The organism is Schaalia sp. JY-X159, from assembly GCF_014525425.1.
Taxonomy (GTDB): Bacteria; Actinomycetota; Actinomycetes; order Actinomycetales; family Actinomycetaceae; genus Scrofimicrobium.
In genome coordinates this window covers 113,629-130,324 of sequence record NZ_JACEXI010000004.1, presented here as the reverse complement: position 1 = coordinate 130,324, position 16,696 = coordinate 113,629, and the positions used below count along the sequence as shown (strand labels likewise).

The 16,696-nt window shown below is 59.0% G+C and carries 13 protein-coding genes; 5 read left to right on the top strand and 8 right to left on the bottom strand.

The features are described from left to right. Positions 1-16: 16 nt before the first annotated feature. On the bottom strand, positions 17-3,625 hold the full coding sequence (locus IDL90_RS08080; RefSeq protein WP_182142101.1) for an ATP-dependent DNA helicase: 3,609 nt from the start codon (positions 3,623-3,625) through the stop codon (positions 17-19). Further along, positions 3,622-6,846: a UrvD/REP family ATP-dependent DNA helicase gene (locus IDL90_RS08075; protein WP_187995041.1), complete on the bottom strand. Its 3,225-nt coding sequence runs from the start codon at positions 6,844-6,846 to the stop codon at positions 3,622-3,624. Before IDL90_RS08075 ends, IDL90_RS08080 begins: the two co-directional genes overlap by 4 nt. A gap of 147 nt (positions 6,847-6,993) precedes the next feature. Between IDL90_RS08075 and IDL90_RS08070 the strand changes: the two genes are divergently transcribed. Further along, positions 6,994-7,218, top strand: a complete 225-nt coding sequence (locus IDL90_RS08070) for a DUF3107 domain-containing protein (protein ID WP_182142099.1) — start codon at positions 6,994-6,996, stop codon at positions 7,216-7,218. 36 nt (positions 7,219-7,254) lie between these two features. Here IDL90_RS08070 and IDL90_RS08065 read toward each other — a convergent pair whose 3' ends face one another. Beyond that, positions 7,255-7,887, bottom strand: coding sequence for a ferritin-like fold-containing protein (locus tag IDL90_RS08065; protein ID WP_182142098.1), 633 nt, complete (start codon positions 7,885-7,887; stop codon positions 7,255-7,257). 185 nt (positions 7,888-8,072) lie between these two features. Here IDL90_RS08065 and IDL90_RS08060 point away from each other — a divergent pair, with 185 nt between their 5' ends. Beyond that, complete coding sequence (locus tag IDL90_RS08060; protein ID WP_259349565.1) at positions 8,073-9,590, top strand: DEAD/DEAH box helicase; 1,518 nt, start codon at positions 8,073-8,075, stop codon at positions 9,588-9,590. Between the two features lie 93 nt (positions 9,591-9,683). On the opposite strand, the gene IDL90_RS08055 is transcribed toward IDL90_RS08060, so the two are convergent. Both IDL90_RS08055 and IDL90_RS08050 read right to left on the bottom strand, forming a co-directional pair. After that, positions 9,684-10,331 (bottom strand): MarC family protein, encoded by a 648-nt coding sequence (locus tag IDL90_RS08055; RefSeq protein ID WP_220458775.1) that lies wholly within the window; start codon positions 10,329-10,331, stop codon positions 9,684-9,686. Next, positions 10,328-11,176, bottom strand: coding sequence for a PHP domain-containing protein (locus IDL90_RS08050; protein ID WP_187995040.1), 849 nt, complete (start codon positions 11,174-11,176; stop codon positions 10,328-10,330). The genes IDL90_RS08055 and IDL90_RS08050 overlap by 4 nt, the downstream gene beginning before the upstream one ends. A gap of 65 nt (positions 11,177-11,241) precedes the next feature. Here IDL90_RS08050 and IDL90_RS08045 point away from each other — a divergent pair, with 65 nt between their 5' ends. Further along, positions 11,242-12,819 (top strand): aminopeptidase P family protein, encoded by a 1,578-nt coding sequence (locus IDL90_RS08045; RefSeq protein ID WP_187995039.1) that lies wholly within the window; start codon positions 11,242-11,244, stop codon positions 12,817-12,819. A gap of 1 nt (position 12,820) precedes the next feature. Here IDL90_RS08045 and IDL90_RS08040 read toward each other — a convergent pair whose 3' ends face one another. Beyond that, on the bottom strand, positions 12,821-13,576 hold the full coding sequence (locus IDL90_RS08040; RefSeq protein ID WP_182142095.1) for a general stress protein: 756 nt from the start codon (positions 13,574-13,576) through the stop codon (positions 12,821-12,823). 120 nt (positions 13,577-13,696) lie between these two features. Between IDL90_RS08040 and IDL90_RS08035 the strand changes: the two genes are divergently transcribed. Both IDL90_RS08035 and IDL90_RS08030 read left to right on the top strand, forming a co-directional pair. Next, the gene (locus IDL90_RS08035) at positions 13,697-14,833 is read left to right on the top strand and encodes an Mrp/NBP35 family ATP-binding protein (protein WP_187995038.1); all 1,137 of its coding nucleotides are present in this window, start codon (positions 13,697-13,699) and stop codon (positions 14,831-14,833) included. An 85-nt stretch (positions 14,834-14,918) separates the two neighbouring features. Then, positions 14,919-15,563 carry an O-methyltransferase gene (locus IDL90_RS08030; protein ID WP_187995037.1) on the top strand — a complete coding sequence of 215 codons (645 nt, stop codon included), beginning with the start codon at positions 14,919-14,921 and terminating at the stop codon, positions 15,561-15,563. A gap of 68 nt (positions 15,564-15,631) precedes the next feature. Here the strand turns inward: IDL90_RS08030 and IDL90_RS08025 are convergent, their stop codons facing one another. After that, on the bottom strand, positions 15,632-15,796 hold the full coding sequence (locus IDL90_RS08025) for a DUF3117 domain-containing protein (protein ID WP_182142092.1): 165 nt from the start codon (positions 15,794-15,796) through the stop codon (positions 15,632-15,634). 86 nt (positions 15,797-15,882) lie between these two features. Beyond that, the gene (locus tag IDL90_RS08020) at positions 15,883-16,599 is read right to left on the bottom strand and encodes a TIGR00730 family Rossman fold protein (RefSeq protein WP_259349600.1); all 717 of its coding nucleotides are present in this window, start codon (positions 16,597-16,599) and stop codon (positions 15,883-15,885) included. Between the last annotated feature and the right edge of the window lie 97 nt (positions 16,600-16,696).

The window sequence follows — 16,696 nt, the reverse complement described above, 5'->3', positions numbered from 1 at the left end:
CGCCCCGGTGAACCTTCTACATCTGAGCAGGGTCCTCGCCCACAATTTCAGCTTCTGACACCCACCAGGTGCCCCCCGGGTAGATGAAAACTAGTGCACACGTCAAAGAGGAATTATCGGCTTCTGCACGGTCAGCCCATGCCTGCCGGTAATAGCCCAGTTGGGTCCCATAGCGCTTGCGTTCCTGCGCACTCAGTGAGGTTTTCTTGCGCGAGGACGTCTTCCAATCGATCAACATATAGTCGCCACTTGAGTCCCGCAAGACCGCATCGATTCGACCACGGACTATCCGCCCCCGTTGAGTGACCGTGAAGGGAACTTCAACCGCGACAACCTCATATTGAGTTAGGTCAATCGCTTCTGCCGACGTCCTCAGCTCAGAAAAAAGCTCATACTCATCCGGACTGAGCACGCCGCTGCCACGCTCGCCTTCTTCGCCGTCGGGATTGGCAGCCGCGACGGAAAGCCGCCGTAACTTCCTCTCTAACCAGGAATGAAGCAGTGTTCCAACCAGCGCCGATTGGCCCGGTTTGGCAGGTACCGGCCTCAACATATCGCGAGCACCAACCTGGGGATCCACCGCAAACCCAGCAATCTCGGTGACTGAAAGTGGACGTAACAAGGCAACGCGATCTAGGACACCGTCTCCGCTGAGATTCTGCTCAATACCCTTTTGCCATGCCTCTTCATGATCACGCTCCGCAAGGAGCAACTCGGTCGTTTTTGCTAAGAGTTGGTCGGATAGGGACGCAAGACTTTCCGACCGACTGGCAGTCTGGTTGTCATCACTCGTGAATGCTTCGATAACGCGGGCTGCCGCCTGCTCGCCTTGCCGTCGCACGGGACCCGGATCCCGCGGGAACACCGTTGACTCGCCGCGGCGAGTCAACGACTCCCATTCCTCGCGGGGAGGAAGGGGGGCAAGCTCGCCCATGGTGAGAGCAGGAACAGCTGCGGACTTCCCACGATGCCCATTGCTGTTGCTGGGAACGGAAAAGTCATGGGGACTACCATCAAGGAAGTCGCGCCAGGCCGGACCGCTGTTCACCCCGGTGGCACTCTTCGCCGCTGCAAAAAGCTCCGCCATGAATACGGACGGAAAACGAGGTGTCACACCATCCCCGAACCAAGAGCCAATCAACAGTAGTGCGCGCTTTGCTCGGGTCACAGCAACATAAGCGAGTCTGCGTTCCTCATCCTGGAGGTACTGGCCAACCTCTTCTTTGAACTCCGCAGCCATTGCACCTCCGGATCTGGACATGTCCCATATTTGCGGATCCGGAAGATGGGCGTGGTCATCCCGGAGCGGATATGGCAGAACACCCGCATCCTGCCACCAGCCCATTGCGGGAGCAGGAATCTGTGGAGGCTTGGTGACACCCTTTGACGTAGTTGAGCCCTTTCCCCTTGTACTGGGAAAGCGACTAGCTGCCACATCGACCAGGGCTACTGCATCCCATTCGAGTCCCTTTGAGGCATGAATGGTCATGACTTGGACAGCATTGGGATCGATGTTGACGGACGGAACAGAAAGACCCCGCTCCTTTTTCTCCACTGCATCCAGCCAGGTGAGAAATGCTCCCATGGTTGCCCTTTGAGCTCCGGCCTCATACTCAAGTGCGACATCAGCAAAGACATCCAGGACTGCTGTGACATCTTCAGAGGTCGGATCCGCCGCTGCCTCCTGGTCCAATCCCAGCAGACTTCTGGCTTCCTGAATCTGCTCTGCCAGACCCATCGTGGACCACGACCGGAGATTGCGCAGTCGCATCCCGAGGCGTGCAACGCGCCGTGCCCCAACCTCGCTGAGGCCCTTAATCGGAACACCTTGGGAGCAGGCATCAACTGCATCGAGCAGTAGAGGCGCCTCACGCTCCGAAGCTCGGCCCACCTGCCCCTTGTCCTTTGAATGCTGCAACTCCGCTTCAGGTGTCGAATGCTGGGACCGGTCGCCTGAGGGCAAACTGCGCCGGAAGGAAAGTGCTCTCGCATAGTTCCCTAGGGCTCGAAGGTCCCCTGCACCAAGGTCAAGGTGGGTTAGTAGTCTTAGAAGCTGCGCAGACTTGCCGACGTCGTTAGATATCTCTAGGGCTGCCCTGAGGTCCCGTATCACCGGATGTCCAAGCAAAGAGTCCCCACCAACGATCTGTGCAGGCACTCCGGCCTCACGAAGGGCGGTTACTACCGGCTGCAAAGCGGCCCTCGTTCGGGACAGAACTGCAACCGAAGCAGGCGTGTGACCGTCATCGGCAGAGAACTTCTCACGGGACTGCTTGACGAACTCAACTGTGCGTAGCAACGCTTCGCTGTCTGTGACGGTAAAGACTGCCTGTGATGAACCCACGCCAGCGTGACTTCGAGATTGAAGTTGTGGAAGAACCACCTCGGACCCCTCATTTTTCCGTGAGGTGCGCGCATAGGTTGGGACTTTCGCAAGCGGCGCCGCCAGGACATTAGCAGCCCGAAGAATAGCTTGGTCGTTACGCCAAGCAGTCGACAGAGTCAGTGTCTTTTCAGGTACAGCCCCCCTGTTGAACCTAGGATGAAACTCCTCAAGTGAAGCCGCGGAAGCGCCACGCCAACCATAAATCGCCTGATTGGGGTCACCCACCGCGGTGACCGGGTGGTCTCCGAAGAGGGATGCCAAGAACCGCATCTGCGCAACAGAGGTATCTTGAAACTCATCCAGAAAGACCACTTTGTGGCGTTCTCGGAGTTCTTCGCGCACTGCTGGAAACTCTTCGACTATCCGTATCGCCGCACTGACTTGGTCGGCATAGTCCATTTGCCCCATGGCTTGTTTACGTTGATCGAAGACCTCGATCATTTTGAGTAGTTCGAGGCGCTGAGATACTGTTTGCTGACCCGGAACATAGAAGGACTTGGTGAAAGACCTCTTTCCTTCAAGGCGAGCACTCTCAAACTGTCCATAAAGCCTTAGGAGTCCGGCACGTGCCTGCTCGACAGTCATCGCTTGATTTGCAATGGCATCCCTGAGGCCTAGCGCCCTCTCAACGACCGTCGCCTCTGAATCTTCCTTTGCAAGGTCTTCACGCCACGACGCCACAACCTCGCTCATGAGTTGCCATGCTGCGGCTTCCCCCATATGGGACACCTGAGGGTCGAACCCCGCTGCCCCACCGAACTCTTGCACGATGCCAAGTGCAAATGCGTTGTATGTCGTTGCCTCTGGAACGTGACTGAAGTCCAACCGTGAAGCCAAGCCTGCACCCGCCGAGGCTCCCCCACCGCTCTCTTGGCAGATATCGGCCCATGACTGAAGTCGATCCCGAAGCCTCTGCGACAGCTCCCCCGCTGCCTTCCGGGTAAACGTCAGGCCAAGTATGCTCTCTCCGGGGATGCCGTAGTGTGCTGCGATATACGTGGCGCGCAGTGACAGGGTCTCTGTTTTTCCTGACCCTGCCCCGGCGACAACAAGCAGCGGAAGCCCCCGCTCGACACCGTCAACTTCGCTGAAGGGCGGATACTCTGCGATTGCTGCCTGCTCGGAAGTAGGTGTCTGCAAACCAAGTGTCCGAATCAACTCTGCTAGAGAAGGTGACCCCGGCTTCTCACTTGGCGGCGCTCCAACATGTGCGTCGCACCCAAGAGCGTGTTCCCTCATTCGCTGCTCCTTGTCGAGTCGGCCTGGGCAGGACAAACATGCCGAAAGGCACAAGACCGACAGAGGGAAGCCTCCGGACGAGCCAGCAGGCGCTTACCACCCAACTGATCACCCAGGTCTCGAAGAAGACCCTTCGTCTCACCAATCTGTTCCTGATCGAATGCTTCCTGTGCCTTCAGCGGGCTGTCGCTTCGCAGTGCTAGCAATGCCGCGCCGCCCGTCTGGTATCCGTCTTCCACTACGCCAACCTGGTAGACGGCAAGCTGCAGGTTGTCCTCGCCTTTGGCCCTGGCGTCTGACTTCCCCGTCTTAACATCAATGACCCGCGCCAAGCCTTCGCCATCGATTTCGATCCTGTCCGCACGCCCCGAGACGAGGACGTCTCCCAGAGGAAACCTCACCGTCTGCTCAGTAAGCACCTCACCTTTGAAAGAAGAAAAGTACTGTCCCATCCGGGTGGCCATGTTGGACATCTCAGAAAATGCCCTTCTCTCCCAGTAGGTATCTAGGGTGAGGCCAAGCTGTTCCCAAGCTTGATCTAACGCCAACCTCATCTCCGCAGGCCCTGCATGCGGGTTTGCCTCAGCTAACCTGTGCATGATCGTCCCGATCATTGCCCCATCAAGGTTCCTTGCCTCTGAGTGAAGCTCCTGATTGTGCCCACCTATATCCTGGAGGAACCACTTCAGACCGCAATCGACAGCTGTCTGGATGGACGATGGACCAAGGCGAACGGGTCCCTGTTCCAGCACCGGACTGTCCGTACTTAGCGACCCTCCGGTGTCCCACAGGCCCGGATCTGCTTGATCCACACCTTCACGCCACAAGAGCGCAAGAACGCGTGCAGCCTCCTTTTTCTCATCCGAGGAGCTATTCGTACCGACTAGTCTCCTTCGCATTTGTGAGACAAGTGTCGGAATCGTCAGCGCCGAGCCCACCTGCCCTTCCTGACCGCCCGTCCTCCGCACCTCACCGGCCACGCCTGAGTCAAGAAGATTGGTTATGAAGGCCGAGGGCGAGGAGTCCTCATTGTTCGTGCACAGAAGGTGAACATCCCCCCGTGAACGAGAGATTGCAACCAGGAAGAGTCGCGCCTCATCTACTCTTCGGGATGCAGAAGCAACTGCCCGGTTGAAAGGAACCGCGGCGCTGCGATCTGGCAGGAAGTCAGCAATCCGGGATTCACCCGGCCAACCACGCAGCCGCGCATCATCCAGAATGCCTTCAAGCGTCGGAAGATCACCCAGGCCACGTCTCAGGGGGGAGGGCCACGACCCTTCGTCCAAGCCCGTGACCACAACTGTCTCCCATTCCCTTCCCGCAGCCTGCGTGGGCGTAACAATCCATACGCCAGCTTCGTTGAGGCCGCGTGGAACAAGCGGATCTGTGGCAATGGTTTGCCCAAGGATTTGCTCCGCGAATGTGCGGGCATCTGCCGCCGTCGAACCTTGATCTGCTCTCTCTTGGCTCCACAGGTCCGCCTTGCGGAATAACGCGAGCACACTGTCCAAGTCTTCTGATGCGGCACGCCCGGATGAAGCCCCACGCAGCGCGGAGTCACGGAGTGGTTCCGCCAATCCTGACATGTCCCAAACCATCCATAGCCCCTGTTGCGCAGGCATCGCTGCAGCCGCGGCTCGCACAGACCAGAGCTGCGAGGCCACCTTTAGCTTCCTGAACGAGCCTTGGAGACCGGGTTGAGACGGCACATATCGGCCAGCCTCGATTGCGTCGAACAAGGCACAGATGCCGGAGGGTTCATCGGGTTCAACTTGACCACGAAAGTCTCTCAAGATGCGGAACAAGCCCAGGGAGTCAACCCTGACAAGGGGAGAAACTGCCAGTTCTAACGCTTCCTGGTCGGCTGCTTCGGCAGTCATATCACCATCTTTGATGGTGAGTAGAGACAACATGGAGGAGACCAATGGGACTTTGGAGAGTACAACGGGCCGCTCCCCGCTCTGCACCGGAACTCCGTTCCGTGCCAGAGCACGAGCCACACCATCGACCGCGTCAGCGTGACGCACAACGACCGCCATGTCTTTCCAGTCCACGCCACCAAACAGATGCGAAGCACGGAAGACTGCACTGACCCGCTCCGTCAAGTGCGACTGGGTGGCCAGCGATTCAACAAGAACGCGCTTGGGCGCGTCCCCCTCTCCGGTTTCGCGGTGCTCAGAGTCAAGCACGACCTCCCTACTGATCCGGTCCCGTCTCCGCGGAGTAAACCAGCCCTCTACCTCCTGGATCGCCGACGCAACACCTTGAGCCGACCTGTGATTGTCCCGCAGCAGTACCCGAGAGGCTCCGAGTTCTTCTGCGCAGATACGGCCAAGATCTGGAACCCCACCACGGAATGCAGCCACCGCCTCATCTGGGCTTCCTGTGATTACCACCTGAGATCCTGCGGATGCCATCTCTTCCAGTAGGGGGAGCGCGGACCTTGGGAGATCTTGAGAATCGTCGACTATCACCACGCCGGGCAGAGGCTTCGGCGTCACTACCCCCTCAGCTTCCGCGAGCGAATCCCAAACGCGAAGAACTCCCGCGGCGATCAGCGGTATTCGAGCGGCATCGATGTGGGACGAGGAGGTCGTGAAGGCGCTTCGGTCGCCGGCGTAGGCGGCGTAGGCCGTTGCAGCCACTCTCCAGGTCGGCTTCTCAAACTCAACACCAAGAAGTCCCAGATCCCCTGGAAGCAGTCCCGCCTGCCCGCAGCGCGCCATTATGTTGCGCACCTCCATGCGGAACTGGGAACTTCGGAGCACCACTTCTGGAACTTCCCGCCGCGCAACCTCACTTGCCTCCAAGAAGGTTGCAAGCCAAGCGTCCTCATCGGCACCGGAAAGCATCACCGGCCGCTCGAGTGCATCCTCTCTCTCAACCAACCACAGCCCCAGAATCAGGTAGGCGTAGGAGCTAAGGGACCTCACTAAACGGTGGCTCCCATCCGCGCTCAATCCAGACAGTTCCCCTGCAGACCTGCGAGCAAGCAACACCTCAGCTTCGCGTGCCCGTCGACGGTCAGGAACCAAGAGCAGGGCGGGTGCCCAGAGTTGATGGTCAACGTTTGCTAGCCGCCTCTGTGCCTCAGTCATTGCGGCCAGCGCAACAGTTGTCTTACCAGTTCCGGGGCCCCCTACGACGTGGACGTGTCCCCCACTGCTCGCGGCATCCACTGCCGCCTGCTGGCAGCCATCAAGAATGACCCCATCCGACATGCCAGACCCCTCTCTCTACAGCACAGGTACTTCGGAAGACCAGAAATCTTTCGCTAGCAGCGAGTATCCCCCACCCCTCCGACATTTCGCGTCTTCGCGGCTCTAGACTTGAGGAAAACACATTTAACGCGCGCGAAAGTGAAGACAATGAAGGTCACATTTAACCTCCGTTCAGGTGTCGGCACACTCTCACTTGAGGTTGCCGGCAATGAGGACGAAATCATGGCCCAGGTAAAAGAGGCCATCGAAACCAATAGCATTCTCGATCTCACCGACACCAAGGGTGACCGCGTTGTCATCCCCGCCTCGATGATCGGCTACGTCCTCGTTCCTACCTCTCAGTCCCACAGGGTCGGGTTCGGACGCGCCTGAAGTCTCTGTGGCCCGCGCCGGAACACCGCACCGACGCTAGGGCTTCAGGTTCACTTCTTGCAAGCGCTCCCTGTAGCGCCGGGTCGCAGACTCAATGATGGCATCTGCGGTCTCTGGGTCAACCGCCAGCTCCGGATAGGTAAACAGTGTTGCCCTTGCCAATCCAAACGTCTCCCCGGCCACCCGTCGCGCCCACAGTGACAACCTCGCGGCGAGTTGGTCGTCCTGGTCGGTAAGCGGACCCAGGTTCTTGACTACCCACGCCCCCTGACCCAAGTCCCAGACGTTGAAGACCTCCGAAAAAACCTGGTGGCGGTCGCTCAGTTCCTGCAGAACGTCCCCAAACACGCTGAAGATCACGTAACTCTTGACACACCGTTCCCACCAGTTTGAGGGCCGGGTGCGTTGATCCAGCTCATCAAACAAACCCGCGTACTGGCCAGCTGCCTCAACAATTGAGAAGCCTCTCTCAGTCGCGTAGGAATCAAGATCACAGAACCGCCTGTAACCCGAGTCCGCGAGGCGCGCCAAATCGACGTGTGCCTGGGTATTCGGCGCCTGGTCGCCGTCTTTGGCAAGCCGCGTCATTGCCGCTAATGCGCAGTAGGCAAACAACCCCACCACGGCGCTTGTACCTGATTTCATTTGGTCTGCATCTTCGCTAGTCATAGTTAAAGACTATAAGCCCACACGATTACGCGCCACGGTCCCGGTAGACTTTGGTCTGGCTGCCCGATCGCTTTGGCGAAAACGGGCTGGGTCCGAAGGTGAAGACCCCTCAACACATGTTGCATGACAGATAATGCGCGATCGGCTGCCTGAACTTGATAACACTCTAGATATTTAAGGCAAACGTGACCCAAGAAACCAGTGCGACCGTTGAGACAACCTTCGCGGACTTTGGAATCCGCAGCGAGATTGTTGACGCGCTCAGCGAAAAAGGTATTGTCAACCCATTTCCAATCCAGGCCCTGACCCTCCCGGTTGCACTCAAACGCAACGATATTATCGGCCAGGCTAAGACCGGCACAGGAAAAACTCTCGGGTTCGGTATTCCCGTGCTTGAAACCGTTGTGGCACCGGGCGAACCGGGCTTCGATAAACTCGCCCACCCCGGCGCGCCGCAAGCGCTGATCATTCTTCCCACCCGCGAACTGTGCAAGCAGGTTGCAGAAGATCTCCGAGCCGCTGCCAAGAACCTCCCCGTCCGCATTATCGACATCTACGGCGGCGTCGCATTTGAACCTCAGGTCAAAGCACTCAAAGACGGTGTTGAGGTCGTGGTGGGTACGCCTGGACGCCTCATCGACCTGGCGAACCGGGGGATCCTTCGACTCAACAACGTCACAACCGTGGTGTTGGACGAGGCCGATGAGATGCTCGACCTCGGATTCCTTCCCGATGTTGAGAAGCTCCTCTCCCAGGTTTCAGGAGCGCGCCACTCAATGCTGTTCTCAGCGACAATGCCGGGCCCTGTGATCACACTTGCCCGCCGCTTCATGCGCCAGCCCACACATATCCGGGCCCAGGATCCCGATGACGAGGGCGCAACCGTTGCGGAGGTGAACCAGTTCGCCTACCGCGCCCACGCCCTCAACAAAGCTGAGGTTCTTTCTCGTATCCTCCAGGCTGATGGACGCGGACGCACCGTGGTTTTCGTCAAGACGAAGCGCACTGCCGCCGCCCTATCAGATGATCTGGAAGGGCGGGGTTTTGCAGTCGGGTCCCTCCACGGTGACCTGGGTCAAGGCGCTCGTGAGCGCGCTCTGCGCGCCTTCAAGAACGGCAAGGTTGACGTCCTCGTCGCCACCGATGTCGCAGCACGTGGCATTGACGTCAACGACGTAACACACGTCATCAACTACCAGTGCCCCGAGGATGAAAAGACCTATCTTCATAGGATCGGTCGAACTGCACGTGCGGGCAAGAAGGGCACTGCCGTCACTTTCGTCGACTGGGATGACGTGCCACGTTGGGGCCTCATCTCCCGCACCCTCGACCTCGACATTGCCGAGCCAGTCGAGACCTACCACACGTCAGAACACCTCTATGAAGACCTCGGCATCGATCCGAACGTGACCGGACGTCTTCCACGATCACAGCGAACCAGAGCAGGTTTGGACGCAGAAAAGATCGAGGACGTCGACGGAAAGGGCGGCGACTCTACTCCCGGTCGAGGACGCAACGGCGGCGGCTCCGGTCGAGGACGCTCCGGCGATGGACGAAGCGGAAGAGGTGGACGAGGCAACGCTAACGGTGGGGGCAGAGGCAACCGCGGTGAGAAGCAGTCCACGGACGCACCAACCTCGCAGCGCAGACCTCGCAAGAGGACGCGCAAGTCTTCTTCGTCTGGCTCGACACCTAGCGAGTAGTAGGCACGGGGGCTGTGGCTAACCTTCTCACCACAGCCTCCTCCACACCAGAGGATTCAAAGACCACCGACAGCCCCTTTTATCAAGAGCTGGCTACCCCATGGCCCCCGATTGGAATGCAGCAACGAAGTGGAATGCCGCGTCGACCACAAGCTGGGTGGCGATTGCAGCGAGCAGGACACCGGAAATCTTCGTGAGCACCAAGACCCCGTTGTCGCCAAGTATCTTGGCCAAACCCACTGACCACCGCATTGTCAGGTAGATGACGACGTGCATGAGAACCACGGCAGTCAGCACTGCAACCCAGCCTGCGATAGTCCCACCCCCCTGGTTGACTGAGACCATAACGGCAACAATCGCACCCGGACCTGCAAGAAGCGGGGTACCGAGAGGAACCATCGCGACGTTGGTGTTGGTCTCCCCATCAGATTCGCCGTATTCTCCCTTGCCCATCAGGAGCTCCATGGCAACTAGGAAGAGCAGGATGCCGCCGGAAAGCTGCAGCGAATCCATAGAGATCTGCAGACCCTGGAGAAGGTACTTGCCTGCGACGGCGAACCCAACGATCACACCGAAGGACGTGAGGGTCGCCTGAAATGCTGCCTTGTTCTTCCGCTGGCGGTCCATGGTGCGCGTCAGCGCAAGAAACACCGGGACGGTGCCGGGCGGATCCATAATCACGAATAGCGTGATGAAAGTGGTTGCCAAAAGCGGCAATGAAATTATGACATCCAGACTCAACTGCGAACTACCTTCGACGTACCCTGTGCTTCGATCTCAGCCAAAATATACGGGTCCAGACTGTTTTCTCCCAAAAAATTCGGCTTACCTGTGCCGTGATAGTCAGAACCACCCGTCATGAAAAGGGCGTGTGAAGCCGCCAGGCGCTCAACGGTTTCGCGCCCCGCCGCGTCGTGATCACGATGGTCCCTCTCAATCCCAAAAAGGCCCGCTTCCGCCATCTCGGCAACCAATTCCTCCGGAACACGCCAGCCGCGGGTTGATGACTGTGGATGCGCGAGGACGGGGACCCCACCCGCTCGGCGTATCAGTTCCACTACCTCGGTGGGACTGGCCACCTTCTGAGGAACGTAGTACGGGCCGCTGGGATGAAGCGCCCACTCGAAGGCCGCACTGCGGTTCGGGAAGTAGCCCTGTAGCACCAACTCATCTGCCAGGTGCGGCCGACCCAACGCCGCGTCCCCTGCCCTTTCCTTGAGGGCATCCCAGTCCAAGAGAGGGTAGTCAGCAGCCAGGTTGCTCGCCATCTGCGCGAGGCGCGTGCTTCGTTCCCGCCGGGCGTCCTCGAACAAAAGATTGAGCGAATGGTCTTGCGGATCCATGAGGTATCCAAGGATGTGGACCGAATTACCCTGGTAAACGGCTGAGACTTCAACACCCCGCAGCAGGCCCACCCCGTGACGTCGCGCAGCTTCGACGGCTTCTGCCCAACCCTGTGTTGTGTCGTGGTCGGTTATACCCACGACGTCAAGCCCCGCCCTCTTGGCCGCCAGCACCAGGCCCTCTGGCGTGTCCGTACCGTCCGAATGCAGGGTGTGGGCGTGGGGATCAATTTGAGAAGCCATAGAGCTCATACTACGGGTCGACCTTGGGTGCTAATGCGAGTTGGCAAGCGTGGGAAGATAGGACCATGACTGACAAGAATTCTCCCCAACCCCCCGCTTCACCAGACAGTTCACCCAAGGATGGCGAACAGGCACTCGAGGAGCGTGTCAATAACCGCTCCCATCGCCCCTCTTCGGAGGCATTCCGAGAGTTCATGGCTAGCAGTTGGGGTGACCGCACGCCACTGGGACTCGCCCGAACAGGGGCTGCCGACTTCGTTGAAGATCGCCACCAGAAAATCGGGAAGGTGTTCGAGGGCGAACGGCTGGTAGTCCCAGCCGGCGGCTTGAAGGTTCGCAGCAACGATACGGACTATCGCTTCAGGGCCCATTCCGCATTTGCGCACCTCAGCGGCCTCGAGGGCGAAATGGAACCCGATGCAGTGCTAGTTCTTCACCCCAACGGTGAGGGAAACCAAGACGGCGACGCAACACACGAGGCAATCCTCTACTTTGTCCCCCGCGCCTCTCGCACCTCAGAGGAGTTCTACGCCGATTCACGCTACGGAGAGTTTTGGGTAGGCGCCCGGCCATCTCTCGCGGAAATGCAAGCAGCGACAGGTATCCGCTGTGAACATATCGATACGCTGAAGGACGCCCTCGCAAAAGATGCTGGTGCCGTCCAGATCCGCGTTGTCACGAACGCTGACAGCCAGGTTGAGGCGCTTGTGAATGAGGTTCGGGAGCAGGCGGGTCTTCCCACTGGAGAGGATGCGCGCCAGGCTGACGACGCACTGACCGAAGCACTTAGCGAACTGCGCCTCACCAAAGACCGCTACGAGGTCCGGGAGATGGAGAAGGCAGTGGCTGCAACCAAGGCCGGATTCGAGAGCATTATCCGCTCCCTGCCACGGACGATTGGCCACCCCCGCGGGGAACGCGTGATCGAAGGCGCCTTCGCATCCGTCGCTCGCGAGTATGGGAATGGGCTGGGCTACGAAACAATCGCGGCCTCGGGCAACCATGCCAACACGCTGCACTGGATGGACAACTCTGGGACTGTGGAGGCAGGCGACCTCGTACTTGTCGATGCGGGTGTTGAACTGGACTCTCTCTACACGGCTGACATCACCCGGACACTCCCCGTCAGTGGGCATTACAGCGCCACGCAGGCGGAAATCTACGATGCTGTCATCGAGGCCGCCGACGCGGCTTTCGAGCGTGCAAAGGAACCCGGCGTCCGCTTCCGCAACTTGCATGAGGCCGCCCAGGAAGTACTAGCCCGTCACCTCGCCGAGTGGGGTGTTCTCCCAGTCTCTGTTGAAGAATCGCTGTCACCTCAGGGTCAGCAGCACCGCCGGTGGATGCCCCATGGAACATGCCACCACCTGGGAATGGACGTTCACGACTGCGCCCAGGCGCGCCAGGAGATGTACCAGGACGGCCTGCTGGAAGAGGGAATGGTTTTCACAATCGAACCCGGCCTCTACTTCCGCGCCGATGATCTTGCCGTCCCAGCGGAGTTCCGTGGCATCGGGGTGCGGGTCGAGGACGATATTGTCATGGATGCCCTCGGCAAACCACGCAGGCTCAGTGAGGATATTCCGCGGGTGCGCGAGGATGTTGAAGAATGGATGAAAGAAGTCCAGTCTCGCAGGGATTAACCTACGCCGGGTTGTCGTCCTTGGGGTCCCCACCGACATGAGGATCGGCCTGAGTCGAACCTTCGGGCACCTCAAGGCGAACACCAAACCGCGGAACCTCATCGCGTCGTGAGCCGTACTCGGTTGGCTTGAGTGGATCGACCTGTGGGTCCTGCTGGGCGGGTACCTCCGGTGACACCTGTGACCAACGCGGGTCCCCAGGTGTGGGCTCCTGCGGAGTTGCAACGACTTGGTGACGGGGATACTCCTCACGACGAACAGGGCGCCGGGGACTGCTTGTAAGGTTGCCCGGCATGCCGCTCAGGAGGGTGAACGCACGGTCAGGCATTTCGGAGACCAGCACCGCGTACCGACTGGCAACCAGGGTGCTCTGCGCGGCAAAACTTCCCCGGTTCTTGCGCAGTGCCCACGAAATCATCGTGATGAAAACGCCCAGAAGGATGCCCACGACTATGAGTATCGCGGGGATGATGGCCCCGGCCTGCGGGTAAAGCAGCAGGGAGAACAAGGCCATCAGAAGTCCCCAGGTCAGACCCTGCGTCGCTCCCGTGAGTGCAACCCGGGCAGGGGTCATTCGCCCCAGGATCTGTTCGGCCATGTGCAGATCTGAACCGACTATCGTCACACTGGTGAGAGGAAAGTGCTCCTCAGAGAGCTTCTCAACCGCCGCCGTTGCTTCTGCATGCGTACGAAACGCGGCAACCTCGGTTCCCACGGGCATCTGGGGCGAGCGTGAAGAGACAATGTTGCGTGGCATGTCAGTTTCCTTACCTGTTATATAGGTCCACCATAGTTTCCCGCGGGCCTGCGCACACAATGGCTTCGCCCTTAGCTTGGCGGATGAGGACGATCGGCCCCGCTCCTCTAAGCTGGTCGCATGACCGTACATGAAGCCGCTGTAATGGAAGCCCTGGAACGAGTGATCGATCCGGAGATCCACCGCCCTCTACCTGACTTGGGGATGATCAAAGGGATAGACATTGACGGAGGCCGCGTCACGGTTCACGTACTGCTAACGACCTCGGGCTGCCCCCTGCGCGGGACAATCACCGCAGACGTCCAAGAGGAAGTGGGGAAGGTCGAGGGCGTCGAAGGCGTCGAGGTGACAATGGGTGTCATGGACGATGGCCAAAAGAAGGCTCTCCGAGAGAAGCTAACTGGTCACGCCGAACGTGAGATCCCTTTTACGAAGGCGGATAGCCTCACTCGCGTCATTGCAGTCACTTCCGGTAAGGGTGGCGTTGGTAAGTCTTCAATCACCGCCAACATGGCTGTGGCACTTGCGGGCCAAGGCCTCAAAGTTGGGGTACTTGACGCGGATATCTACGGATTCTCCCTTCCACGCATGCTGGGGATCACCCACGAGCCGCAGTCCATTGATGGAATGATCGTCCCGCCCATCGGAACGGACGGGGTCAAGGTCATTTCGATTGGAATGTTTGTGCCAGAGGGTCAGCCCATCATTTGGCGCGGACCAATGCTGCACCGAGCTCTCCAGCAGTTCTTGGCTGATGTTTTCTGGGGGGACCTAGATGTCCTCCTCATCGACATGCCTCCGGGTACAGGGGACGTTGCAATTTCTATTGCCCAGCTCCTTCCCAACGCTGAGATCCTTATTGTCACCACACCACAGATCGCAGCAGCCGAGGTCGCAGAACGCTCCGGCTCCATTGCGACACAAACGCGCCAGCGGGTCATCGGCGTCGTTGAGAACATGGCTTACCTTACTCAAGCCGACGGTTCACGACTGGAGATCTTTGGTTCAGGCGGTGGCGATACTGTCAGCGCGCACCTTGGTGCCCTACTCGGCTACCAGGTGCCTCTCCTTGCCCAGGTCCCCCTCGATATAGCGCTCCGCGAGGGCGGAGACAGCGGGGTGCCAATTGCTTCGAGCACCGCGGCCCACCACGCTTCCCCAACGGCTACGGAGTTGCGTACCCTCGCGGCCAAACTTGCCGAGCACAGTCGAGGCCTAGCGGGCCGGCCCCTTGGAGTGGCTCCCGTACGCCGCTAGTTTCACCGTGTTATTGGCTGAGTTCACTCACATCGCCCTCGCGTCAAGGTAGCCTGGCCCTAAGCCAACTCGGGAAGAGGAAGACATGTCTGTTGCGAAGAATGACATCTGGGTCTACTGCGAAGACTACGTGACTGAGCCGGCTGTTATTGCTGCCGCCAGAGAGGTTGCTATCGAACTGGGAGCTGACCCTGTATCTGCAGCAACAGGCGCGTTCCTCCGCTCGGTCGCGGCGATGCGCAATGCCAAGGCAGTGGTCGAAATCGGCACTGGTGCGGGAGTATCAGGACTGTGGACCCTGTCTGGGATGAACCCCAAGGGGGTCCTGACAACCATTGACCCCGAAGTTGAGTTCCAGCAATCTGCTGCCATGGCATTCCGGGCTGCCCAGGTCCCTTCGTCTCGGACTCGCTTCATTAACGGGCGTGCTCTGGACGTGTTGCAGCGCTTGGCCGACTCCTCCTACGACATGGTCACAATTGACGCACTCCCCGAAGAGACCGGCCAGTACGTGAGTCATGCACTTCGCCTGCTCCGCCCCGGTGGAGCACTGGTGATACCCAACGCTCTGTGGTTCGGTAATGTCGCAAACCCAGCGCGCAGGGACCCGCACACGGTTGCGCTACGTGAGGTGACGAAGACCCTCCTTGAGTCGGAAGACTTCCTGACGTGCCTGATTCCAACCGGCGATGGTGCCCTCTTGGCTGTCCGGCCCGCCCCAGCAATTTAGCTTCACACCCAATACAAAGAGGCGATACGCAAACCTGCGCATCGCCTCTTACTTATAGCCTTTGGTGTCTAGACTGCGTCCTGCAATGCTTGCGCCAGCTCCGCGGCTTCGTCCGGGGTCAGCTCAATAACCAGACGCCCACCACCTTCGCTCGGGATGCGCATGATGATTCCGCGCCCCTCCTTGGTGGCTTCTAGTGGTCCGTCACCGGTTCTTGGCTTCATCGCTGCCATCGAAAACCCCTCCGCTTCCTTGATGCGTTAGCTACGCCATTTGCTCCGCATCCATTCTACGCGGATTGCGAATAGATTGCCCTGAGTTAGGATTTATCTGCGCCGTTGTGCATGCCGTCGATGCTGTCCCAAATGTGCGCAGTCGCCTCTTCCGCCGTGTCCACAACCTTGAAGTAGTCTGTGTCCCCCACGTTGATCATTCCTTGCTCTGCTAACGTATCGTTCAGCCAGCCCACCAAAGGTGCCCAGTAGTCCCGTCCGACGAGGGCGATTGGGAACCAGTCAATCTTTCCGGTTTGGACCAAGGTGACGGCCTCGAACAGCTCATCCAGCGTTCCGAATCCACCGGGAAGAACGATGAACCCCCTCGCGTAGCGAACAAACATCACCTTGCGCACGAAGAAGTACTTGAAGTTGATTCCAAGGTTGACCCACTGGTTCATTCCCTGTTCAAATGGCAGTTCAATGCCCAGCCCAACGGAAACACCATCTGCCTGGTACGCACCTTTGTTTGCCGCCTCCATTACGCCGGGACCGCCACCCGTTATGGTTGCGAAGCCGTTCTCAGCAATAAGGCGTCCAATTTCTTCCGCCATTTGGTAGTAGGGCGAATCCTGCGGTGTTCGCGCGGAGCCGAACACAGAGACCGCATTCGTGATGCTCCGCAAGGCAGAGAAACCTTCGACAAACTCCGCCTGCATTCGCATGACTCGCCACGGGTCTTCCGTTCGTGACTGCAGAAGCTTCTGGTCAGCCATGTCGCTGGGCAACTCCCTGCCGCGCATGATTACGGGACCACGCATGTGTACTTTTGCGTTCTTAGCCAAAGCTCCCCCTCGAGTAAGAATGTCGGTCTTTAGATCCAAGCGCATGGACTTGTTCGCGCGTGTAGCGACACGC

What these genes read in the sequence shown, in the direction of transcription:
- IDL90_RS08080 (WP_182142101.1), bottom strand. Translation starts at nt 3,625, where the DNA reads ATGAGGGAACACGCTCTTGGGTGCGACGCACATGTTGGAGCGCCGCCA.
- IDL90_RS08075 (WP_187995041.1), bottom strand. Translation starts at nt 6,846, where the DNA reads ATGTCGGATGGGGTCATTCTTGATGGCTGCCAGCAGGCGGCAGTGGAT.
- IDL90_RS08070 (WP_182142099.1), top strand. Translation starts at nt 6,994, where the DNA reads ATGAAGGTCACATTTAACCTCCGTTCAGGTGTCGGCACACTCTCACTT.
- IDL90_RS08065 (WP_182142098.1), bottom strand. Translation starts at nt 7,887, where the DNA reads ATGACTAGCGAAGATGCAGACCAAATGAAATCAGGTACAAGCGCCGTG.
- IDL90_RS08050 (WP_187995040.1), bottom strand. Translation starts at nt 11,176, where the DNA reads ATGGCTTCTCAAATTGATCCCCACGCCCACACCCTGCATTCGGACGGT.
- IDL90_RS08045 (WP_187995039.1), top strand. Translation starts at nt 11,242, where the DNA reads ATGACTGACAAGAATTCTCCCCAACCCCCCGCTTCACCAGACAGTTCA.
- IDL90_RS08040 (WP_182142095.1), bottom strand. Translation starts at nt 13,576, where the DNA reads ATGCCACGCAACATTGTCTCTTCACGCTCGCCCCAGATGCCCGTGGGA.
- IDL90_RS08035 (WP_187995038.1), top strand. Translation starts at nt 13,697, where the DNA reads ATGACCGTACATGAAGCCGCTGTAATGGAAGCCCTGGAACGAGTGATC.
- IDL90_RS08030 (WP_187995037.1), top strand. Translation starts at nt 14,919, where the DNA reads ATGTCTGTTGCGAAGAATGACATCTGGGTCTACTGCGAAGACTACGTG.
- IDL90_RS08025 (WP_182142092.1), bottom strand. Translation starts at nt 15,796, where the DNA reads ATGGCAGCGATGAAGCCAAGAACCGGTGACGGACCACTAGAAGCCACC.
- IDL90_RS08020 (WP_259349600.1), bottom strand. Translation starts at nt 16,599, where the DNA reads ATGCGTGGTCCCGTAATCATGCGCGGCAGGGAGTTGCCCAGCGACATG.